Below are 17,905 nucleotides of genomic sequence, written 5' to 3' on the forward strand. Positions count from 1 at the left end.
GATTGCAACAACCAGAATTGGCGGCATCACCCAACCACGAATAAGCGTATCCACTAGCCGCTGCTTTTTTGCAACCGTCCAGACCTCACCGCGCTGAAAGTCTGGCTGCAAATCCAAATCACCTTCGTCTATTCGCGCATAAGTAGTCGCGATATCAGGCTCAGTAGGAACAAAGCGCATAACCACCCCTCAAAAGTACTTTCGAAATTATGACCATAGACAGATCTAATACACACTCTGACAGCCTCAAAGAGGCATAGTACGCAAGCTCATCTTCCAAGAGACAGATTCGTCCTGCCTGTCCCCTGTTAGGGAGTTGCGCAAGCGCCCCGCACCTCGTCACTTGCGCCCCTGAAGATACCCACAATCGCCCCATTGACTGAGCGCCTTGCTTGCCGTGGCTGAGAAGATCTCAAAAGGACTTGAACTCCAAGTCCGGCTCCATTCACTTTGGCACTCCGATCTCCTGCACGTCGAGTGTTGGCCGAAATGATGCTCCACCTTATCGGAACTTCCAACCTCGTCGACCGAAGTGCTGCAGTGTTGCACCTTTGCTTTCATCGCCTCCCACAACCGTGCGGTCATAGAGGTTAGTTTCAATGATCGGCTGGCTCGGCAATCGGCCATCGGCAAGTCAACGAACACAAGAAGTTCGCTGACTACAGATGTACAGCATAGCAACTAGACAGTTGAGTGCCTGGCATCGAGTGGAAGCACGTTGCGATAGTTCATTTCTGCGGTGCCGTGGCAGATCGATGTGTGGCCAACCGCAGCCCTCCTATAGCCACAGCGAACGGATCGCCCTTCACTCTTCTCCTCGTTGACAACCTCTACCACACCGCCAATGCCGAGATTCGCCTCGGCCTACAATCAGATCGATATTCACTACTCATATGATGGGCCGAACTGAGGTCGGCACGAGAGGATCTTCCGGAACACATCAGAGTGAGAAAGCTCAACGAGTGCATCTGTTGGGAAGGCGCTCGACGCGCCCGTCCATCAACCCAGTAGATACGCTACGACAGTTCACCGCACTAAGCGGATGACCAGCTAATGCACCTGAAAAGTTCTAACAAGCTCAGGCGCTCAACACTTTCGTTGGTTCAAGCATTAATGGACCCGGGCCAGGATTCCACGACGGGTTCATGGATCACCTCACGTACTGCGCCACGCCATTGCCGAGCGACCAGTTTTCCCGCTTCACTTCCACCAGATTGATGAAGACATCCTGGCGGCGAATGCCCACCGCCGCGTGCAGGCCATCGGCAATGCCCAGGTACAGCGCCTTCTTCTGATCCAGCGTGCGCCCTTCGTTCCAGGTGATCTGGATGCAGTTGAAGTCGTCGGTGCGGTCCACGCCCAGGTAGCCGGGATCGTAGATCAGCGTGCCGGGCTCGTGCTCCTGGAAGATCTGGAAGCGATCGTTTTCCGGCACGCCGACCGCGCGCATGGCCTGGTAGATGGTTTCGCCGACGCGTTGCAGATAGTCGGCGGATTTACCTTTGCGAAGATCGAAACGGGCGAGCGGCATGGTGGCACTCCAGGGCTGGGAGGTGGCGCGACAATGGCCCGAGACTACGCCGGCCTGGGGCCACGGCACAGTGCATGGATGGAACCCTCTGCATTCATCGATGGCAAGTTGCGCATCGATGCTGCGCCGGCTGACGCGATCGCCACGCGGAGCCGGCCCCTGCCAGTGGCCTCGGCCGTCATGGACGGTTGGCGGATTGCGCCATTGGTGATGGGATGCACGCCGCGTGGGTGCGTCGCTGCACAGATTGGAACACGCTCGGCGTTGCAGAGAGTTTTTGCGAATTTTCCTCACTGACTTCCATGGTGCGGCAATCCAATGATCGCCTCGCCGAGGCAGATTGCCTCGGTCGGGATTGGCGTCTCGAAAAAGCAAACCTGACAGATGATTTGCGCAGCGCTGCGCAATCGCGAGAATGCATCGGCGGCCCTTCATGGCGGGCGGTGCGTGGGGATCACTCGATCCGCCGGGTGATTTCTCACTCTGTTGTGTTTGCCCCGGCACGCCAACCCGCACCGTCCGCCACCTTCGCTCCGGAAGGTGGCTCCACGCCAGTGAGGGTTACACCATGACCAACAGCAGCATCTCCCACCCGCGCCTGCATGCCCTGATCGGCGACGTCGTGCATGCAGTTCCCGAAGACATCGCACGCGAACTCGAATGCGCGTTGCAGGAACAAGGACCGCCCTCGCAGTCGTCCACGTTCGTGTCCTGCCTCAACGCCATCCAGCACGCCGATGGCGAAGACGGACAGCCCTGTCGTGGTCTCATGCTGGGTGCCAGCAACCACGCCTCGCTCAGCCGTTCGCTGTGCGCGCTGGGCGTGGTGCTGGACCTGCTGCACGCCGCCGAACGTGTACGTGTGGGCGGTGGCGCAGACCAGCAATTGGGCGACTTCCACACCGACGGCCTTATCGTGGCGGCGCGGCAACTGGTGCGTGAGGCCAGCCACTGCCTGGCAGGCAGCGCCGCCTGACCGGCTTGAATGGCGACCTCGCTACAATCGCGCAGGGAATGCAGGAGACCGACATGGACGCCGAACATCTGGAGTACTTCAAAGCCGCGCTGGAAGGCCGCGCGCAGGTGGGCTGGAACATCTGGTTCGCCGCCAACCAGCACGCGCTGGCCCAGCAGCTGAGCCGCCCCGCGCTGCTGCGCCTGAAATTCAGCAAACTGGATGAAGCCGAGCGCCTGCTCGCCGAGGCCGGCATCGTACCCGCCAGCACGGCAGGCAAACGCTACGAGATGTACTGCGCGCAGTTTTCAGCCGACGCAGTGGACGGGAAGGGCCGCCCACTGCCTGCGATCTGGCGCGCGGCGCATGGCGGCGCCATCGGCCAGCTCGCCGATGGCCACTACGAGGCTGGGCAAGCGACGCTGCTCGCGGAATTCCGCCGCGCCCGCAAGCGCGGTCTGCAGCAGGCGCACGAATGGTTGGGCGATCTGTGCTTTGAAGGCGAGATCGAACTGAGCGGCGGCAATGCGGATGTGGGCCGCAACCTGCTGGCAGTGGTGGTGCAGGCGGGCAGCGGCCACGACCTGCTGGACGGTGTGGCGATGATCGCGCGCGAGCGGTTGGGTCAGCCAGGCTGATGGCGGAACGAATCATGGACAACAAAAAAGCCCCCATTTCTGGAAGCTTCTTTCGTTCTGCAACATGGTGGGCGGTACAGGGATCGAACCTGTGACCCTTGCCGTGTGAAGGCAATGCTCTACCGCTGAGCTAACCGCCCGGTGTGTTGCTGAGCCGCTCATTATAGGGGCTTTTCAGAGACCGTCAACAGTTTTCACATTCGTGTTCACGCGCGTTTCCAGGGGCCGCCGGGCATGGCCCGGCGCTACCGGAATCACATCGTATGCGTCGGCTTGTCCGAACCGGTCAGGCCGGCCAGGATCGTTTCGATCTTGTGGCGCACCGTCTCGCCTTCCTGGCCATCTGCCAGCTGCACGCCGATGCCGGCGGTGCGGTTGCCCTGCGCACCGGCCGGAGTCACCCAGATCACCTTGCCGGCCACCGGCAGGCGCTCGCTGGAATCGGGCAGGGTCAGCAGCAGGAATACCTCATCGCCCAGGAAATAACGCTTGGGCGTGGGCACGAAGATGCCGCCATTCTTCACGAACGGCATGTACGCGCTGTACAGCGCGGCCTTGTCCTTCACTGCCAGGGACAGGATGCCCTGACGGGCGTTGCTGGCACTCATCGATTTCCCCTTGCGGCAGGCCGCTCGTTCACCTTGTTCCAGGCCAGCAGCAACTCGACCACCGCAAGGTCTGCGCGCACGGTGGTGCGCAGCAGGTCGCGGGTGCGGTTGGCCGCATCGAACCAGGCTGCAAGCTTGTGCAATCGCTCCGGCGTGGTCAAGGCATCGGTGCTGGCCTGGGCCAGCGCCAGGTCGGCGGCGAAGCGCAGGCGCAGCGCCGCGTTGTCATCGGCGCACCACTTCTGCGCCAGCTCCACTGCGCCGGTCTTGCCGGCGGCCAGCTGTTCCAGCTCGCGGCCGACCTCGCGACGCAGGCTCAGGCCATCTTCGCGCAGCCAGTTGTCGGCCTGCCCGGGATGGCCGCGTGCTGCATCCAGTGCCTCGCGCGCGGCCGCTTCGCTGTGGCCCTGCTGCTGCAGCCAGGCCAGCGCTTCCTCGCGCGGCGGCAGCTTGAATTCCAGGCGCTGGCAGCGGCTGCGCACGGTCTGCGGCAGGCGCGCCGGGTCGCTGCTGATCAACCACAGGTAACGCCCGGGTTGCGGTTCTTCCAGGGTCTTCAGCAGCGCATTGGCGGCCGAACGGTTGATGGCATCGGCCGGGTCGACGATCACCACCTGCGCCACGCCGTACTGCGGGGTCAGCGCCAGCTTGTTGCTGATCTCGCGCACCTGCTCGATCACGATCTCGGTGCGCAGCTTGTCGCCGCTCTTGTTGGGAATGAAGCTGATCAGCTGCAGGTCGGGATGCGTGCCGGCGGCAATCAGCTGCCGGGTGCGGGTGGCATGCGCGCCATCCCCGCGTGCCAGCACGTGGTCGGCCAGCGCCAGGGCCACCTCCCGCTTGCCCAGCCCGGCCGGGCCACAGATCAGCAGGCCATGGCCCAGCCGATCTGCATCCAGTGCAGCCACGGTCTGGTCGAACGCGCGCTGCTGCCAGGGCGAGAACGTGCTCATACGCCCTCCCCTTGCTGCAGCCAGCGCTCGACACGCGCAACCACATCGGCGGCCACGCGCTCCTGCACCTGGCCTGCATCAACCAGCGCGAAACGCTGCGGATCCTGCTGTGCGCGGCCGCGAAACACTTCGCGCACGCGCTGGAAGAAATCGTCCTGCTCGCTTTCGATGCGGTCCGGCCACAGGTCGCGGCCGTTGGCACGCGCGCGGCCTACGGCCACGTCCACGTCCAACAACAGGGTCAAACCGGGCAGCAGGCCAACGGCGCGGCGCTCCAGGTCGGCGATCCACTGCGGGTCGAGGCCGCGGCCACCGCCCTGGTAGGCATAGCTGGAATCGGTGAAACGATCGCTGAGCACGTAGGCGCCGCGCTGCAGCGCCGGCTGGATCACTTGGCGCACATGCTGCGCGCGCGCGGCGAACACCAGCAGCAGCTCAGCCTCGGCACTGAGCGGCTCGGCAGCAATCTCGGCATCCGGCTTCAGCACCAGGCCGCGGATGCGCTCGGCGAGCGGCGTGCCACCGGGCTCGCGGGTCAACACGACCTCATGGCCGTGGCGGCGCAGGCACTCGCGAATGGCGTTGATGGCGGTGGTCTTGCCCGCGCCCTCGCCGCCTTCCAGGCTGACGAAACGGGGATGGCGAAGCAGCGCGGAACTCATTGCGCCGGAGTCTCCTGGGTGCGTTGCTGGCGCAGCTGCTGCAGGTAGCGGGCTACGGCGGCGTTGTGTTTGTCCAGGCTGGGCGAGAACACGTGTGCGCCACTGCCATCGCCCACCGCGACGAAGTACAGCGCATCGCCCGGTGCCGGTTGTGCAGCGGCCATCAGCGCATCGCGGCTGGGCATGGCGATCGGGGTCGGGGTCAGGCCAGAGCGGGTGTAGGTGTTGTAGGGCGTATCGGTGGTCAGGTCGCGGCGGCGGATGTTGCCGTCGTACGCCGCGCCGATGCCGTAGATCACGGTCGGATCGGTCTGCAGGCGCATGCCGATCTTCAGGCGGCGCATGAACACGCCGGCAATCTGCGGTCGCTCGCTGGCCAGCGCGGTTTCCTTTTCGATGATCGACGCCAGCGTCAGCAGCTCGTAGGGCGTGTTGATCGGCAGGTCCGGCGCACGGCTTTCCCAGGCTTCGTCCAGCGCCTTCTCCATCGCGCCGTGGGCACGCTTGAGCACGTCCAGGTCGCTGTCGCCGCGCTGGTAGACGTAGGTTTCCGGCAGGAACCGGCCTTCCGGATGCTGGCCGGCGAAACCGAGGCGGTCCATCAGTGCTGCGTCATCGAGGGTGTCGGTGGTGTGCAGCAGCGGATCGGCACGCTTGAGCGCGGCGCGCAGCTGGCGGATGTTCCAGCCTTCGATGATGGTGACGCGGTGCTGCAGCACCTTGCCCGCACGCATGCGCAGCAGCAGCTCGCGCGGGGTCAGGTCCTTGCTCAGCGCGTACTCGCCCACCTTCAGCTTGCCGGCGGCATCGAGCTGGCGCGCCAGCAGTTGCCACTGGGTGTCCTGGCCCTCGTCCACGCCGGCCTCGCGCAGCTTGCGCAGCACGCTGTTCATGCCATCGCCGCTGGCGATGACCACGCTGTCCGCACTGGGGGTCAACGGCACGTCGGCAAACTGGCTCTGCTTGTAGAAGAACCATGCGCCCGCGCCGGCCACGATGGCGGCCAGCACCAGCAGCAGCGTTACCACCAACAGACACCCGCGCTTGGCTCCCGCCATGGACTACCTCTGAACTCGATTCCGTCGTGCAGGATACCGTGCCGGTGGGGCGGGGTCATGACCGGGGGCACGCGTCCGTGCCGACCAACGGTCGGCACCCACAAGCCATGCCCGGCGGCGGCAATCGATCAGCCCTGCTGCCCCAGCGCCCGCAGCAGGCCGCGGGCCTTGGCCCGGGTTTCGTCCAGTTCCTTGTCCGGGTCCGAATCGACCACGATGCCGGCTCCGGTGCGGAAGCTGACCTCGTTGCCGTCCACCTCGGCGGTGCGGATCAGGATGTTCAGGTCCAGGTCGCCATCGCGGTTCAGCCAGCCGAACGCACCGGTGTACGCGCCGCGCGGCACCTGCTCCAGTTCGCTGATGATCTGCATGCAGCGCACCTTCGGGCAGCCGGTGATGGTGCCGCCGGGGAAGGTCGCGGCGATCACCTCGCCCGGGGTGACGTCCGCGCGCAGCTGGCCGCTGACGTTGCTGACGATGTGGTGCACGTGGGCGTAGCTTTCCACGGTCATCAGCTCGTCCACCACGACCGTGCCGGGCAGGCAGATGCGGCCCAGATCGTTGCGCTCCAGGTCGATCAGCATCACGTGCTCGGCGCGCTCCTTGGGATGGCCGACCAGTTCCTGGATGCGCGCGGCATCGTCGTCGCCCTCGAAGCGCGGACGGGTGCCGGCGATCGGGCGGGTCTGTGCGTGGCCGCCATGCACCGACACCAGCCGTTCCGGCGACGAGCTGACCACATGCCGGCCGTGCGCACTGAACAGGCCGGCAAACGGCGCCGGATTGGCCCGCCGCAGCTGCGCGTACAGCGCCTGCGGGCTGACCGGTGCTGCGAAGTGCGCGCTCCAGCGCCGCGACAGGTTCACCTGGAACACGTCGCCGGCGCGCAGGTAGTCGATCACTCGGCGCACACCCTCGGTGAAGCGCTGCGGCTCGTCTTCGCGGACCGACTGCGGCGGCTGCCAGCCCTGCCCGGCCGGCGGCAGTTCACCCGCTACCAGCGCGACCAGCGAGTCCAGCAGCGCTTGCTCGCCCGCTTCGGCAATGAGGAAGCTGGCGTCGGCCTGGTGGTCATGCAGCACGGCGGCCGGGCAGCGCAGGGCAAGTGCGGTCGGTCGGCCGTCATCGCGCGCGCGCGCCGGCAGCACCGGTTCGACCTGGCTGGCCACTTCGTAATCGAGCATCAGCGCCCAGCCACCGCGGAACGGCAGCGCGTGGCCGCCGTCGTGCGGCAATCGCTGTGCCTGCCATGCGTGGTCCAGCGCCTGCAGGAAGCTGCCGGGCTGCACCGCGCCGTGCTGGTCGCGCACCTGGCCATCGGCGTCCAGCTGCAGGGTGTCGCCCTGCGCGGCCAGCAGCAGGCTCCAGCGGCCCTGCGCAGTGCCCGAGGCGGTGGACTCCATCAGCAGCGGGAAACGCGCCGGGTCGCGCTGCTGCAGGGCCAGCAGGTCGATCGGGTGYGGCAGCGGGTGGATCAGCGGGGCGTGGGTCATGGCAGCCAGTTCGGGAGACGGATACACGGAAGCCGCCTTGCGGCGGCCTCGTGGTTGGCGGAGCCGAGCATGGCTCGACCCTACCGGTGCGATCAGACGCGCTTGAAGATCAGCGTGCCGTTGGTGCCGCCGAAACCAAAACCATTCGACATCACCACGTCGACCTTGGCCTGGCGTGCTTCGTTGGGCACGTAGTCCAGGTCGCAGCCTTCGCCCGGCTGCTGCAGGTTGATGGTCGGCGGAATCACGTTGTCGCGCATTGCCAGAACCGAGAAGATCGCTTCCACGCCGCCGGCAGCGCCGAGCAGGTGGCCGGTCATCGACTTGGTGGAGCTGACCATCATCTTGTAGGCGTGGTCGCCGAAGGCGGTCTTCATCGCCATGGTCTCACCGAGGTCGCCCAGCGGGGTCGAGGTGCCATGTGCGTTGAGGTAGCCGACCTGTTCCGGGGTGACACCGGCGTCCTTCATGGCCATGGTCATGCAGCGCGCAGCGCCTTCGCCGTTCTCGCTCGGCGCGGTCATGTGGTACGCGTCGGAGCTGGCGCCGAAACCGGCCAGCTCGCAATAGATCTTCGCGCCACGCGCCTTGGCGTGCTCGTACTCTTCCAGGATCAGGATGCCGGCGCCGTCGCCCAGCACGAAGCCGTCACGGTCCTTGTCCCACGGGCGCGAGGCCTGTTCCGGAGCATCGTTGCGGGTGCTCATCGCCTTCATCGCGCAGAAGCCGCCCAGCGCCGTCGGCGAGGAGCCGCGCTCTGCACCGCCGGCCACCATCACGTCCGCATCGCCGTACTGGATCATGCGCATGGCGGTGCCGATGGAATGGTTGGAGGTGGCGCACGCCGAGACCGCCGAGAACGACGGGCCCTTCAGGCCGCTGATGATGCTCAGCTGGCCCGGCAGCATGTTGATGATGGTCTTGGGCACGTAGAAGGGAGAGATCTTCTTCCCCTCGTGGAACTCGATGGTCTGCTCTTCGATGCCGAGCAGGCCGCCGATGCCAGCGCCAACGATGGCGCCGATGCGGTCGGCATTGGCGTCGGTGATCTCCAAGCCCGAATCATGCAGGGCCATGAAGGCGGCACCGAGGCCGTAATGGATGAACGGGTCCATCTTCTTGGCATCCTTGCCACTGACCCGGTACTTGCCGAACAGTTCGTTGTCGGCGGTGATGTCAAAGCCTTTGACCTCACCTGCGATCTTGGTGGTGAACCGTTCCAGGTAGGCATCAGAAACGTTGGTCAGCGGACCGATGCCCGAACGACCGTGGGTGATGCCTTCCCAGCTGCTGGCCAGATCATTGCCCAACGGCGAGACCATACCCAGGCCGGTTACGACGACGCGACGCTTCATTGCTGATTCTCCTGACCCGAACGTTCTTTGCGGGTAACGCGGTTTACTTCGGTGTGGTGCGCAAACACACGGGGCCGCAAACAGCGGCCCCATGGGGTGTCGTGCGCGCCGGACTCAACGCCCGCACGCGCACTGACGTCCTGCATCAGGCCTTGACGTGGGCCGTGATGTAGGTGATCGCAGCCTGCACGGTGCTGATCTTCTCGGCTTCTTCGTCCGGGATCTCGCACTCGAATTCTTCTTCCAGCGCCATCACCAGCTCGACGGTGTCCAGCGAGTCAGCGCCCAGGTCATCGACGAACGATGCGCTGTTGGTGACTTCTTCTTCCTTGACGCCAAGCTGTTCGATGACGATTTTCTTGACGCGTTCTTCGATGGTGCTCATGGGATATCGCTCCAGATGGAGTAGTGGTTCAAAAGTGGTCGCCATCAAAGGCGATGGCCGTGGGATAGTGTAGTGGAAACCGGCGTGACCTTGCATTGCAGCAAAAATCCTCGCAGATCAACCACTTGCGGCGCGATCCCTGCGCCCCTTGCTTACGGCATGTACATGCCGCCGTTCACATGGAGAGTTTCGCCGGTGATGTAGCCGGCAGCCGGGCTGGCCAGGAAGGCCACCGCATGGGCGATGTCCTCCGGCGAACCCAGGCGTTCGAGGGCGATGTCGCCGATCAGCGCGGTACGCGCTTCTTCCGGCAGCGCCTTGGTCATGTCGGTGTCGATGAAGCCCGGCGCGACCACGTTGACGGTGACCCCGCGCGAGCCGATTTCCTTGGCCAGCGACTTGGAGAAACCGATGATGCCGGCCTTGGCGGCGGCATAGTTGGCCTGGCCGGCGTTGCCGGTCACGCCCACCACCGAGGCGATGTTGATGATGCGGCCCTTGCGCGCCTTCATCATGCCGCGCATGACGGCCTTGCTGGTACGGAACACGCTGGTCAGGTTGGTGTCGATGATCGACGCCCAATCGTCTTCCTTCATGCGCATCAGCAGGTTGTCGCGGGTGATGCCGGCGTTGTTGACCAGGATCGAGATCGGGCCGAATTCCTTGGCGATACCGTCAAGCACGGCATCGAGCGCAGCGGCGTCGGTGACGTTCAGCGCGCGGCCGTGCCCGCCGTGGGCAGCCAGGCGCTCGCCGATCGCGGCGGCGCCGGAATCGGTGGTGGCAGTGCCGATGACGGTGGCGCCCTGGGCGGCCAGCAGATCGGCGATGGCGGCACCAATGCCACGGCTGGCACCGGTAACCAGTGCGATTTCACCCTGCAGGGGCTTGCTCATGATGTTTTCCTCAGGCTGGGGCGGCCGCCGCACCCGCGCCGCTTGCAGCGGCCACCGGCACGGTCGGCAGGAACAGGGGCAATCAGGCCGACCACGTCTCGCGGGCGGTTTCGAAGTCGCCCGGGGTGGCCAGGGAACGGCCGTCGATGGCCTTGTCGATGCGCTTGACCAGACCGGTCAGCACCTTGCCCGGGCCGCATTCGGCGATCCGGGTGACGCCACGGGCGGCCAGCGCCTGCACGCAGCCGGTCCACTGCACGGGCTGGTACAGCTGCTGCACCAGCGCGGCGCGGATCGCGTCCACACCGTCGTGCACCTTGGCGTCGACGTTCTGCACCACCGGCAGCTGCGGCAGCTGCCAGGACAGGCCGGCCATCACTTCGGCCAGACGGTTGGCGGCTTCGCGCATCAGCGGGGTGTGCGAGGGCACGCTGACGGCCAGCTTGACCGCCTTGCGCACGCCCTTCTCGGCCAGCAGCGCCAGCGCGCGGTCGACCGCGGCAGCGTCGCCGCCGATCACGATCTGGCCCGGCGAGTTGAAGTTGGCCGGAACGACCACCTGGCTGCCGGCAGCTTCCGCGCAGACGTCCAGCACCAGCTGGTCTTCGGCACCGAGCACGGCGGCCATGGCGCCCACACCCGCCGGTGCGGCGTCCTGCATCAGCTGGCCGCGCAGGCGCACCAGGTGCGCACCGTCGTGCAGGCTGAGGGCGCCAGCGGCGACCAGGGCGGTGTACTCACCCAGGCTGTGGCCCGCCAGAACCGACGGACGAGGACCGCCCACGGCGTTCCAGGCGCGCCACGCGCCGATGCTGGCGGCCAGCAGGGCCGGCTGGGTGTATTCGGTACGGTTGAGCATTTCCTCCGGGCCGCCCTGGGACAACGCCCACAGGTCGACGCCGGCACCATCGGATGCCTCGGTGAAGGCCTCACGCACCTGCGGGTGCAGTTCGGCCAGCTCGGCCAGCATGCCCACAGACTGCGAGCCCTGACCGGGGAAGACAAAAGCGAGGGTGGATACGGTCACGCGGTCATCCGCTTGTTGCAATCGAAGCGGGCCATGATAAGGGGGAACATGCCGTGTCGTCTGTACGTGCGCGTATGCACGGCGTATGGACAGTGCCGCGATACGGGGTCCGCCGGGCCCCAGCGCACGCGCCGAGCGCCCCAGCTTCATGCACACCCGCGCCAGGCGCTGCAGACGGCCGCTGACGGCGTGCACATGCGCGCGTACCGGTGCCTGCACCCCGTTCATCGCCTCGGCCATCATCGCCTGCAGGCTTTCGGGGCGGTCAGCGTAGTACTTGGCCACGCCGTAGCCGAACATCAGCCAGTCACGCGCCTGCGCTTCGGCCAGGTCCATGACTTCCAGCGGATCTTCTTCGAAGTCGATGAAACCGACGTTCTGGCCATCCCAGGTGAGGTTGCGCGGCAACGGCTGGCCGAAATAGGCGCCACGTGCGTGTGCTTCGGCAATGGCCTGCATTGCCGCGGCCACGAGGCGATCGCGGCCGGCATCGTCGGCTTCGCGCAGGCAGGTATTGAACGAGCTGCCGTTGTCGCCGATCACCAGCGCGGCATGGCCGCTGCCGATCACCGCGGGCACGTTCACGCCCTGCGCCTGCAGTTCCGCCAGCCGGCGGGCCTCGGTTTCGCGCGCGGCGTCGCCACCGCGGTGCGGCGGCGGGCGCAGGGCATCGAGATGGAACCGGCGGGCAACAAAATTGAGCAGGCCCAGGGCCACTGCTCGGCTTCCTTCGCCGTACTGCTTCAGCCAGGCGCGCTGCCCTTCGATGACGATGGGCTCAACCATGACAGTCTCCTTTAACGCATTACGGCCCCAGAGGGGCCGTAACGACGGTTTCACGTTGTCGTAACTGGCACTATCAATAGCGCAGCAGTGCCGAACCCCACGTGAAGCCACCACCGAAGGCTTCCAGCAGCAACAGCTGGCCGCGCTCGACCCTGCCGGAACGAACAGCAGCATCCAGCGCCAGCGGCACCGAGGCCGACGAGGTGTTGCCATGCTTGTCGACGGTGACCACGACCTGGTCCATCGACATCTCCAGCCGCTTGGCGGTGGCTTCGATGATCCGCAGGTTGGCCTGGTGCGGAATCAGCCAGTCCAGGTCGGACTTGGTCAGGCCGTTGGCATCCAGGGTTTCGTCCACGACCGAGTCCAGCGCCTTGACGGCGTACTTGAACACGTCGTTGCCCTTCATGTTGATGGTGCCGCCACCGTTGTTGCCTTCACCGAAACCGACCGAGACGCCGACCGGATTCCACAGCAGCTCTTTCTTGCTGCCATCCGAATGCAGGTGGGTGCTGAGGATGCCGGTTTCTTCGTCGGCCTTGAGCACGACGGCGCCCGCGCCATCACCGAACAGCACGCAGGTGGTGCGGTCTTCCCAATCGACGATGCGGGTCAGGGTTTCCGTGCCGATCACCAGCACATGGCGGGCATCACCGGAGCGGATGAATTTGTCAGCCACGCTGAGCGCGAACACGAAGCCCGAACAGGCCGCGTTGACGTCGAAAGCGGGACAGCCGCTCACACCGAGCTTGGCCTGGATCAGGCACGCGGTGGAGGGAAAGATCAGATCAGGGGTGGTCGTACCGACCACGATCATGTCGAGCTGCGAAGCGTCGATACCAGCGGCTTCGATCGCACGCAGCGCGGCCTGGTAGCCGAGATCGCTGGTGGTTTCGCCTTCGGCAGCGATGTGCCGTTCACGGATACCGGTGCGCGTCTGGATCCACTCGTCCGAGGTCTCGACCATTTTTTCCAGGTCGGCGTTGGTCAGGACTTTTTCCGGCAAATAGCTACCGGTGCCCGCGATCCTCGAGTAGATCCGCTTGCTCATCATGTTTCCTGTTGCACGAGCCGCCGTTCACCGGCGTGCCCGGGAAAGAAGGCGAAGGCCGCTGCCCAGCGGGCAGCGACCTTCCGGCACATCAGTCTTCCTGGACAGCCGAAGACTTGGTCTGGATGACCTTCTTGCCGCGGTAGAAACCGTCAGCAGTGATGTGGTGACGCAGATGCACTTCGCCGGTGGTCGGGTCGGTCGACAGCTGCTTGGCGCTCAGGGCGTCATGCGAACGACGCTGGCCGCGACGGGACGGGGTAACACGGGATTTCTGGACAGCCATGGGATTGCTCCAAACTCGGTTCGTTTTGCTTCGTCGTTTCGTCGCACAGGACGCCAGCGTCCAGCACACTTTTCGCTTTCGCCGCAGCCGCCGACGACAACCGGCTGCTATTGTTTCTTCAATGCCGCCAACGCCGCGAACGGATTGGCCTTTTCAATTTCTTCTTCGGTCGGCGCCCAGTCCTTGTCGACTGCCTCACCGTACGGCGACAGGGGTACCACCGGCACCGCCAGCACCAACTCGTCCTCGACCAGGTCCAACGGACGCAGCTGGCCATCTTCCGGCACCAGCAACGGCTCGTATTCCTCCGGCAAAGACGATTCCTCGTCTTCCTCGCGGATCAGGCCAAGCCTCTGGGTCATCTTCACCGGCAGCAGGAAACGCTGCATGCTGCGCTGACAGGTCAGCGGCAACGCGGTATCGATGGTCAGTTCCACATAGGATACCCGCAAGATCTCGTCGCGACCGAATTCGAGCGAGTAATTACACTCACCTTCGGTATCTGCGACAAGCCCMTGCAGGCGAGTCAATTCAGCCAGGGGAACCTGACCGTCGAAGCGCCTTCGCGCTACGACCATCCGCCAGGCATCCAGCGTTTCGGGTACGTTCGCGGACATAAGCCGCCGAATATTAAGGATCGGCAGGTCGCGTGTCAAATGACTGCCATGAAAGGCTTGCTGTGGCTGGCGGTAGCGGGCCAGACTGCCGCGCCCCGCCCCCGGAATTCCCGCATGCCTGCCTTGGTCCTGGCCTCCACCTCCCGCTACCGCCGCGACCTGCTGGAACGGCTGGGCCTGCCCTTCGACTGCGCACGCCCGCAGGTGGATGAGACTGCGGAGGCCGACGAGGCGCCGCTGGCGCTGGCGGCGCGCCTGGCCAGCGCGAAGGCGGCCGAGGTGGCCGCCCGCCACCCCGGCAGCTGGGTGATCGGCTCGGACCAGGTGGCGGACCTGAACGGTCAGCCGCTGGGCAAGCCGAGCACGGTCGAGGCGGCCTGCGCGCAGCTGGCGGCAATGTCCGGGCAGACGGTGCGCTTCCACACGGCCATCAGTCTCATCCGAGACGGAGAATCACTTTCGGCAATGGATACGACCCAGGTGCGCTTCCGCGCGCTGCAGGCGGCCGAGATCGCCCGCTACGTGGCCATCGAGCAGCCACTGGACTGCGCCGGCAGCTTCAAGTGCGAAGGCCTGGGCATCAGCCTGTTCGAGGCCATCGACAACCGAGACCCCACGGCGCTGATCGGGCTGCCGCTGATCGCACTGTGCGGATTGCTGCGCAGGGCCGGATTCGCGGTGCCGTAAAGTTGCCCGCCCGCAAGTACAGGGCCAAGCCATGCGTCGAGCCGAGTGCAGGCCCCTCACAGGGGGCACGAGGCCTCAGCGCTTTTCAACCACGAAGGGCTGCTCCTGCCACTGCTCCACGCTGCCATCGCGACCGTGCAGGCGCAGGCCCAGCCAATGTCGGCCAGGCGTCAGCGTGGTGGTATCCACTTCGGCATCAAAGCCGACCCGTGGATGCTGCGGGTCATTGGAATCGGACCAGAATGAGCGGATATCGTGCTCGCGGCCATAGCGTGCATCACCGATCGAACGCCCATCCACCAACACTTCGACACGCAGCAGGCCGGCGCCTTCCTTGAACGCCCAGCCCTTCACCGCCAACGTGCCCGACACTTTCTCAGCATTGGCCGGCGAGTCCAGGTAGGCCAGCGCAGGTGTCACGCACGCCCCCTGTGCGCGCTTTGCCGGCAGGCGGAACAGCAGGAAGCGCTGGAATCCGTGATCGTTGCTGACCACGCGTGGTGGCGGCAGCGGCCCTACCTGTTCACAGATGGCGTGATAGCGGGCGAGCAGATCGCGGAAACGCTGATCGCTGGGCGACAGCACCAGCAGCATCGGCACGTCGCGCTCGCCTTCATGCAACTGGTTCCATTGCGCCAACTGCGCGGTACGGCCGTGCTTGTCATTGAGCGGATGCGGCAGCACGTCGATGTCACCGCGGCCCAGCTGGAAGCCCAGTTCGGCACCTACCTTGAAGTTGCCGGCCAGTACGCGGCTGCCTTCAGGCATCTGCTGAAGTTCTTCGCGAACCGCAGCAGCCAGCGGCTGCCAGCCGGCGAAGTTGCGCGGGTAGTACTTGTCGCCGGCCAGTTGCTCGCGCAGCGATGACGAGGACGCCATCAGGTAATAGCCGAAGGCCAGCACCATGCCCAGCCCGGCCAGCCACCAGCCGGTACGCCGCARCCAGCGCGGCCAGCCGTTGAGTATCACCGGCACCGCTACCAGCAGGGCCAGGTAGCCCGGCAGCGGCCAATGGAAGCTGATGCGCTCGACGTCGGTGAAGAAGCCCAGTGCGAAGATACCCAGTGTCGACACGCCGCCGACCAGGCCGAAATAGCGCCACTGCACGCGCGCACCGCCGCCGCTGCGGGTGCCGGCCAGTGCAACTTTCCACATCGCGATGCAGAGGATGGGCGTCACCAGCATCGGCTGGATCACCAGGAACCACAGGCCGCGCCACTCGAACGCCCACGGATGACGCTCGACCACCTGGAACTTCAGTCCGGCATCGTGATTGTCGGCATTCCAGGCCAACAGCGGCAGCCATGCCACTACGCCAACGGCCAGGGCCACCCAGACGCGCGGATCGGCCAGCATGCGCCGGCCCTGCGGCAGCGCCAGCAGAGCAATGAAGCCGACGCCGATCACACCGATGAAGCGATAGTGGCTGAGCGCACCGATCAGCAGGCCCAGCGCCAACTTCACCGCCGAGGAAGCGTCGACGCTGCGCAGCAGGCGTGCGCCGGCGTCCAGGCACAGCACGGCTGCCAGTGCCATCGGCACATCAGGTACGGCCAGCAGGCCCAGCGTTGCCGACAACGGCATCAGCAGCGTCAAGCTGCCGGCCTGCCAACCGGCAACATTGCCGAACCAGCGCGCTGCAATGCGCGATACCAGCAGCGGCAGCAGTGCACCGATGGCCAGGAACGGCAGGCGCAGCGCAAGCACATGCTGGCCGCCAAGCTCCACACCCAACCGGGTCAACCAGGCCGTCAGCCCCGGCAGATCCGAATAGGCCGCAGCCAGATGCTGGCCTTCCTGCCAATAGAACGCCTCATCGACGAACAACGGCAGGCGTGCGGCCACGACCAGTTTGGCCGCTGTGACGAGCGTCCATAACCAGAGAAAAATCGTACGTGCGCGCTGTTCGCCCTGCATTGATGTATGGATAGAATCGACCGGTTACCGAACTTGAGACGACCATGACAGCTTCGTCCCCCATGCCCAGCATGCTAACCGATCAACTGCGTCAGTCCCTGCGCAATGCTCAGGACCAGGTCAACGCGCTGGTGCTGGGCAAGGTGCATGAGGTGCGGTTGGCCTTCGTGGCCCTGCTCTCTGGCGGCCACCTGCTGATCGAAGACCTGCCTGGTCTCGGCAAGACCACATTGGCCCACGCCTTGGCCAGCAGCCTGGGGCTGAGCTTCCAGCGCGTGCAGTTCACCTCCGACCTGCTGCCTGCCGACGTGCTCGGCGTATCGGTGTACGACGCCGGCAGCCGCCAGTTCCAGTTCCATCCCGGGCCGGTGTTCACCCACGTGCTGCTGGCCGACGAAATCAACCGGGCGCCGCCGCGCACGCAGAGCGCCCTGCTGGAAGCGATGGCCGAGCAGCAGGTCACCCTCGACGGTCAGACACATGCCCTGCCCGATCCGTTCTTCGTGATCGCCACGCAGAACCCGGTGGATCTGTCGGGCACCTTCCCGTTGCCCGACTCGCAACTGGATCGGTTCCTGCTGCGGCTGGCGATGGGCTATCCCAGCGCACAGGCCGAGCGTGAACTGCTGCGCGGCAGCGATCGTCGCGACCTGATCGCCCGCGCGCTGCCGCAGCTGGACGACAACCAGGTACGCGCCCTGCGCGAAGCGGTCGGCCAGGTACATGTCAGCGATGCGCTGGTGGACTACGTGCAGGCCCTGCTGACCCGCAGCCGCCAGCATGCCGGCGTACGCGTGGGATTGTCGCCGCGCGCCGGCCTTGCCCTGCTGCGTGCCGCCAGGGCACATGCGCTGCTGCTCGGCCGTGGCCACGTCGTGCCCGAAGACGTGCAGACCCTGTTCGTGGCGGTGGCGGGCCATCGCCTGGTGGGCGAAGCCGAGTCCAGCACAGGGCCGGCGCTGGCACGGGCGATCCTGCAGACCGTCGCGGTCGATTGAAG

Annotated in this window: 19 protein-coding genes, 1 tRNA gene and 1 pseudogene; 4 read left to right on the top strand and 17 right to left on the bottom strand. The window is 65.5% G+C overall.

What is annotated here, in order from left to right; translation table 11 throughout:
* Nucleotides 1-180: DUF262 domain-containing protein (locus AC1DJN_RS10475; protein ID WP_478039183.1), on the bottom strand; the 180-nt coding region annotated here is incomplete at its 3' end.
* 970 nt (nt 181-1,150) lie between these two features.
* Complete coding sequence (locus AC1DJN_RS10480; RefSeq protein ID WP_442251295.1) at nt 1,151-1,531, bottom strand: tautomerase family protein; 381 nt, start codon at nt 1,529-1,531, stop codon at nt 1,151-1,153.
* A 568-nt stretch (nt 1,532-2,099) separates the two neighbouring features.
* Between AC1DJN_RS10480 and AC1DJN_RS10485 the strand changes: the two genes are divergently transcribed.
* Complete coding sequence (locus AC1DJN_RS10485; RefSeq protein ID WP_478013573.1) at nt 2,100-2,507, top strand: hypothetical protein; 408 nt, start codon at nt 2,100-2,102, stop codon at nt 2,505-2,507.
* Nucleotides 2,508-2,560: 53 nt separating this feature from the next.
* Nucleotides 2,561-3,124 carry a hypothetical protein gene (locus AC1DJN_RS10490; RefSeq protein WP_442251297.1) on the top strand — a complete coding sequence of 188 codons (564 nt, stop codon included), beginning with the start codon at nt 2,561-2,563 and terminating at the stop codon, nt 3,122-3,124.
* Nucleotides 3,125-3,189: 65 nt separating this feature from the next.
* Here AC1DJN_RS10490 and AC1DJN_RS10495 read toward each other — a convergent pair.
* From AC1DJN_RS10495 to AC1DJN_RS10560, 14 genes and pseudogenes are all read right to left on the bottom strand, one after another.
* Nucleotides 3,190-3,264: transfer RNA gene (locus AC1DJN_RS10495), tRNA-Val, on the bottom strand.
* A 114-nt stretch (nt 3,265-3,378) separates the two neighbouring features.
* Nucleotides 3,379-3,732, bottom strand: a complete 354-nt coding sequence (locus tag AC1DJN_RS10500; protein ID WP_025874071.1) for a PilZ domain-containing protein — start codon at nt 3,730-3,732, stop codon at nt 3,379-3,381.
* Nucleotides 3,729-4,685, bottom strand: coding sequence for a DNA polymerase III subunit delta' (locus AC1DJN_RS10505; RefSeq protein WP_032977348.1), 957 nt, complete (start codon nt 4,683-4,685; stop codon nt 3,729-3,731). The genes AC1DJN_RS10500 and AC1DJN_RS10505 overlap by 4 nt, the downstream gene beginning before the upstream one ends.
* Nucleotides 4,682-5,347, bottom strand: coding sequence for a dTMP kinase (gene tmk / locus AC1DJN_RS10510; RefSeq protein WP_282279654.1), 666 nt, complete (start codon nt 5,345-5,347; stop codon nt 4,682-4,684). Before tmk ends, AC1DJN_RS10505 begins: the two co-directional genes overlap by 4 nt.
* Nucleotides 5,344-6,405 (bottom strand): endolytic transglycosylase MltG, encoded by a 1,062-nt coding sequence (gene mltG / locus AC1DJN_RS10515; protein WP_099841998.1) that lies wholly within the window; start codon nt 6,403-6,405, stop codon nt 5,344-5,346. The genes tmk and mltG overlap by 4 nt, the downstream gene beginning before the upstream one ends.
* Nucleotides 6,406-6,533: 128 nt before the next feature.
* Nucleotides 6,534-7,898: an aminodeoxychorismate synthase component I gene (locus AC1DJN_RS10520; protein WP_032977353.1), complete on the bottom strand. Its 1,365-nt coding sequence runs from the start codon at nt 7,896-7,898 to the stop codon at nt 6,534-6,536.
* A gap of 92 nt (nt 7,899-7,990) precedes the next feature.
* Nucleotides 7,991-9,253 (bottom strand): beta-ketoacyl-ACP synthase II, encoded by a 1,263-nt coding sequence (gene fabF, locus AC1DJN_RS10525; protein ID WP_025874076.1) that lies wholly within the window; start codon nt 9,251-9,253, stop codon nt 7,991-7,993.
* 145 nt (nt 9,254-9,398) lie between these two features.
* Complete coding sequence (gene acpP, locus AC1DJN_RS10530) at nt 9,399-9,638, bottom strand: acyl carrier protein (protein WP_025874077.1); 240 nt, start codon at nt 9,636-9,638, stop codon at nt 9,399-9,401.
* Between the two features lie 152 nt (nt 9,639-9,790).
* Nucleotides 9,791-10,534, bottom strand: coding sequence for a 3-oxoacyl-ACP reductase FabG (gene fabG, locus AC1DJN_RS10535; RefSeq protein WP_025874078.1), 744 nt, complete (start codon nt 10,532-10,534; stop codon nt 9,791-9,793).
* An 82-nt stretch (nt 10,535-10,616) separates the two neighbouring features.
* Entirely contained in the window at nt 10,617-11,561 is a 945-nt protein-coding gene (gene fabD / locus AC1DJN_RS10540) for an ACP S-malonyltransferase (protein ID WP_025874079.1), read from the bottom strand.
* 120 nt (nt 11,562-11,681) lie between these two features.
* A pseudogene (locus tag AC1DJN_RS10545) lies at nt 11,682-12,347 on the bottom strand (BUD32 family EKC/KEOPS complex subunit); the annotation flags it as partial.
* Nucleotides 12,348-12,420: 73 nt separating this feature from the next.
* On the bottom strand, nt 12,421-13,398 hold the full coding sequence (locus AC1DJN_RS10550; RefSeq protein ID WP_025879387.1) for a beta-ketoacyl-ACP synthase III: 978 nt from the start codon (nt 13,396-13,398) through the stop codon (nt 12,421-12,423).
* Between the two features lie 91 nt (nt 13,399-13,489).
* On the bottom strand, nt 13,490-13,684 hold the full coding sequence (rpmF, locus tag AC1DJN_RS10555) for a 50S ribosomal protein L32 (protein WP_025879386.1): 195 nt from the start codon (nt 13,682-13,684) through the stop codon (nt 13,490-13,492).
* Between the two features lie 107 nt (nt 13,685-13,791).
* Nucleotides 13,792-14,301, bottom strand: coding sequence for a YceD family protein (locus AC1DJN_RS10560; protein WP_478039190.1), 510 nt, complete (start codon nt 14,299-14,301; stop codon nt 13,792-13,794).
* Between the two features lie 114 nt (nt 14,302-14,415).
* Here AC1DJN_RS10560 and AC1DJN_RS10565 point away from each other — a divergent pair, with 114 nt between their 5' ends.
* Nucleotides 14,416-14,988 carry a Maf family protein gene (locus AC1DJN_RS10565; protein ID WP_442251300.1) on the top strand — a complete coding sequence of 191 codons (573 nt, stop codon included), beginning with the start codon at nt 14,416-14,418 and terminating at the stop codon, nt 14,986-14,988.
* Nucleotides 14,989-15,063: 75 nt separating this feature from the next.
* On the opposite strand, the gene AC1DJN_RS10570 is transcribed toward AC1DJN_RS10565, so the two are convergent.
* On the bottom strand, nt 15,064-16,905 hold the full coding sequence (locus AC1DJN_RS10570) for an ArnT family glycosyltransferase (protein ID WP_032977359.1): 1,842 nt from the start codon (nt 16,903-16,905) through the stop codon (nt 15,064-15,066).
* A 44-nt stretch (nt 16,906-16,949) separates the two neighbouring features.
* Here AC1DJN_RS10570 and AC1DJN_RS10575 point away from each other — a divergent pair, with 44 nt between their 5' ends.
* On the top strand, nt 16,950-17,903 hold the full coding sequence (locus tag AC1DJN_RS10575) for an AAA family ATPase (protein WP_025879382.1): 954 nt from the start codon (nt 16,950-16,952) through the stop codon (nt 17,901-17,903).
* The last annotated feature ends 2 nt before the right edge of the window (nt 17,904-17,905 follow it).

It is taken from the genome of Stenotrophomonas sp. 05L414_2, assembly GCF_056397905.1.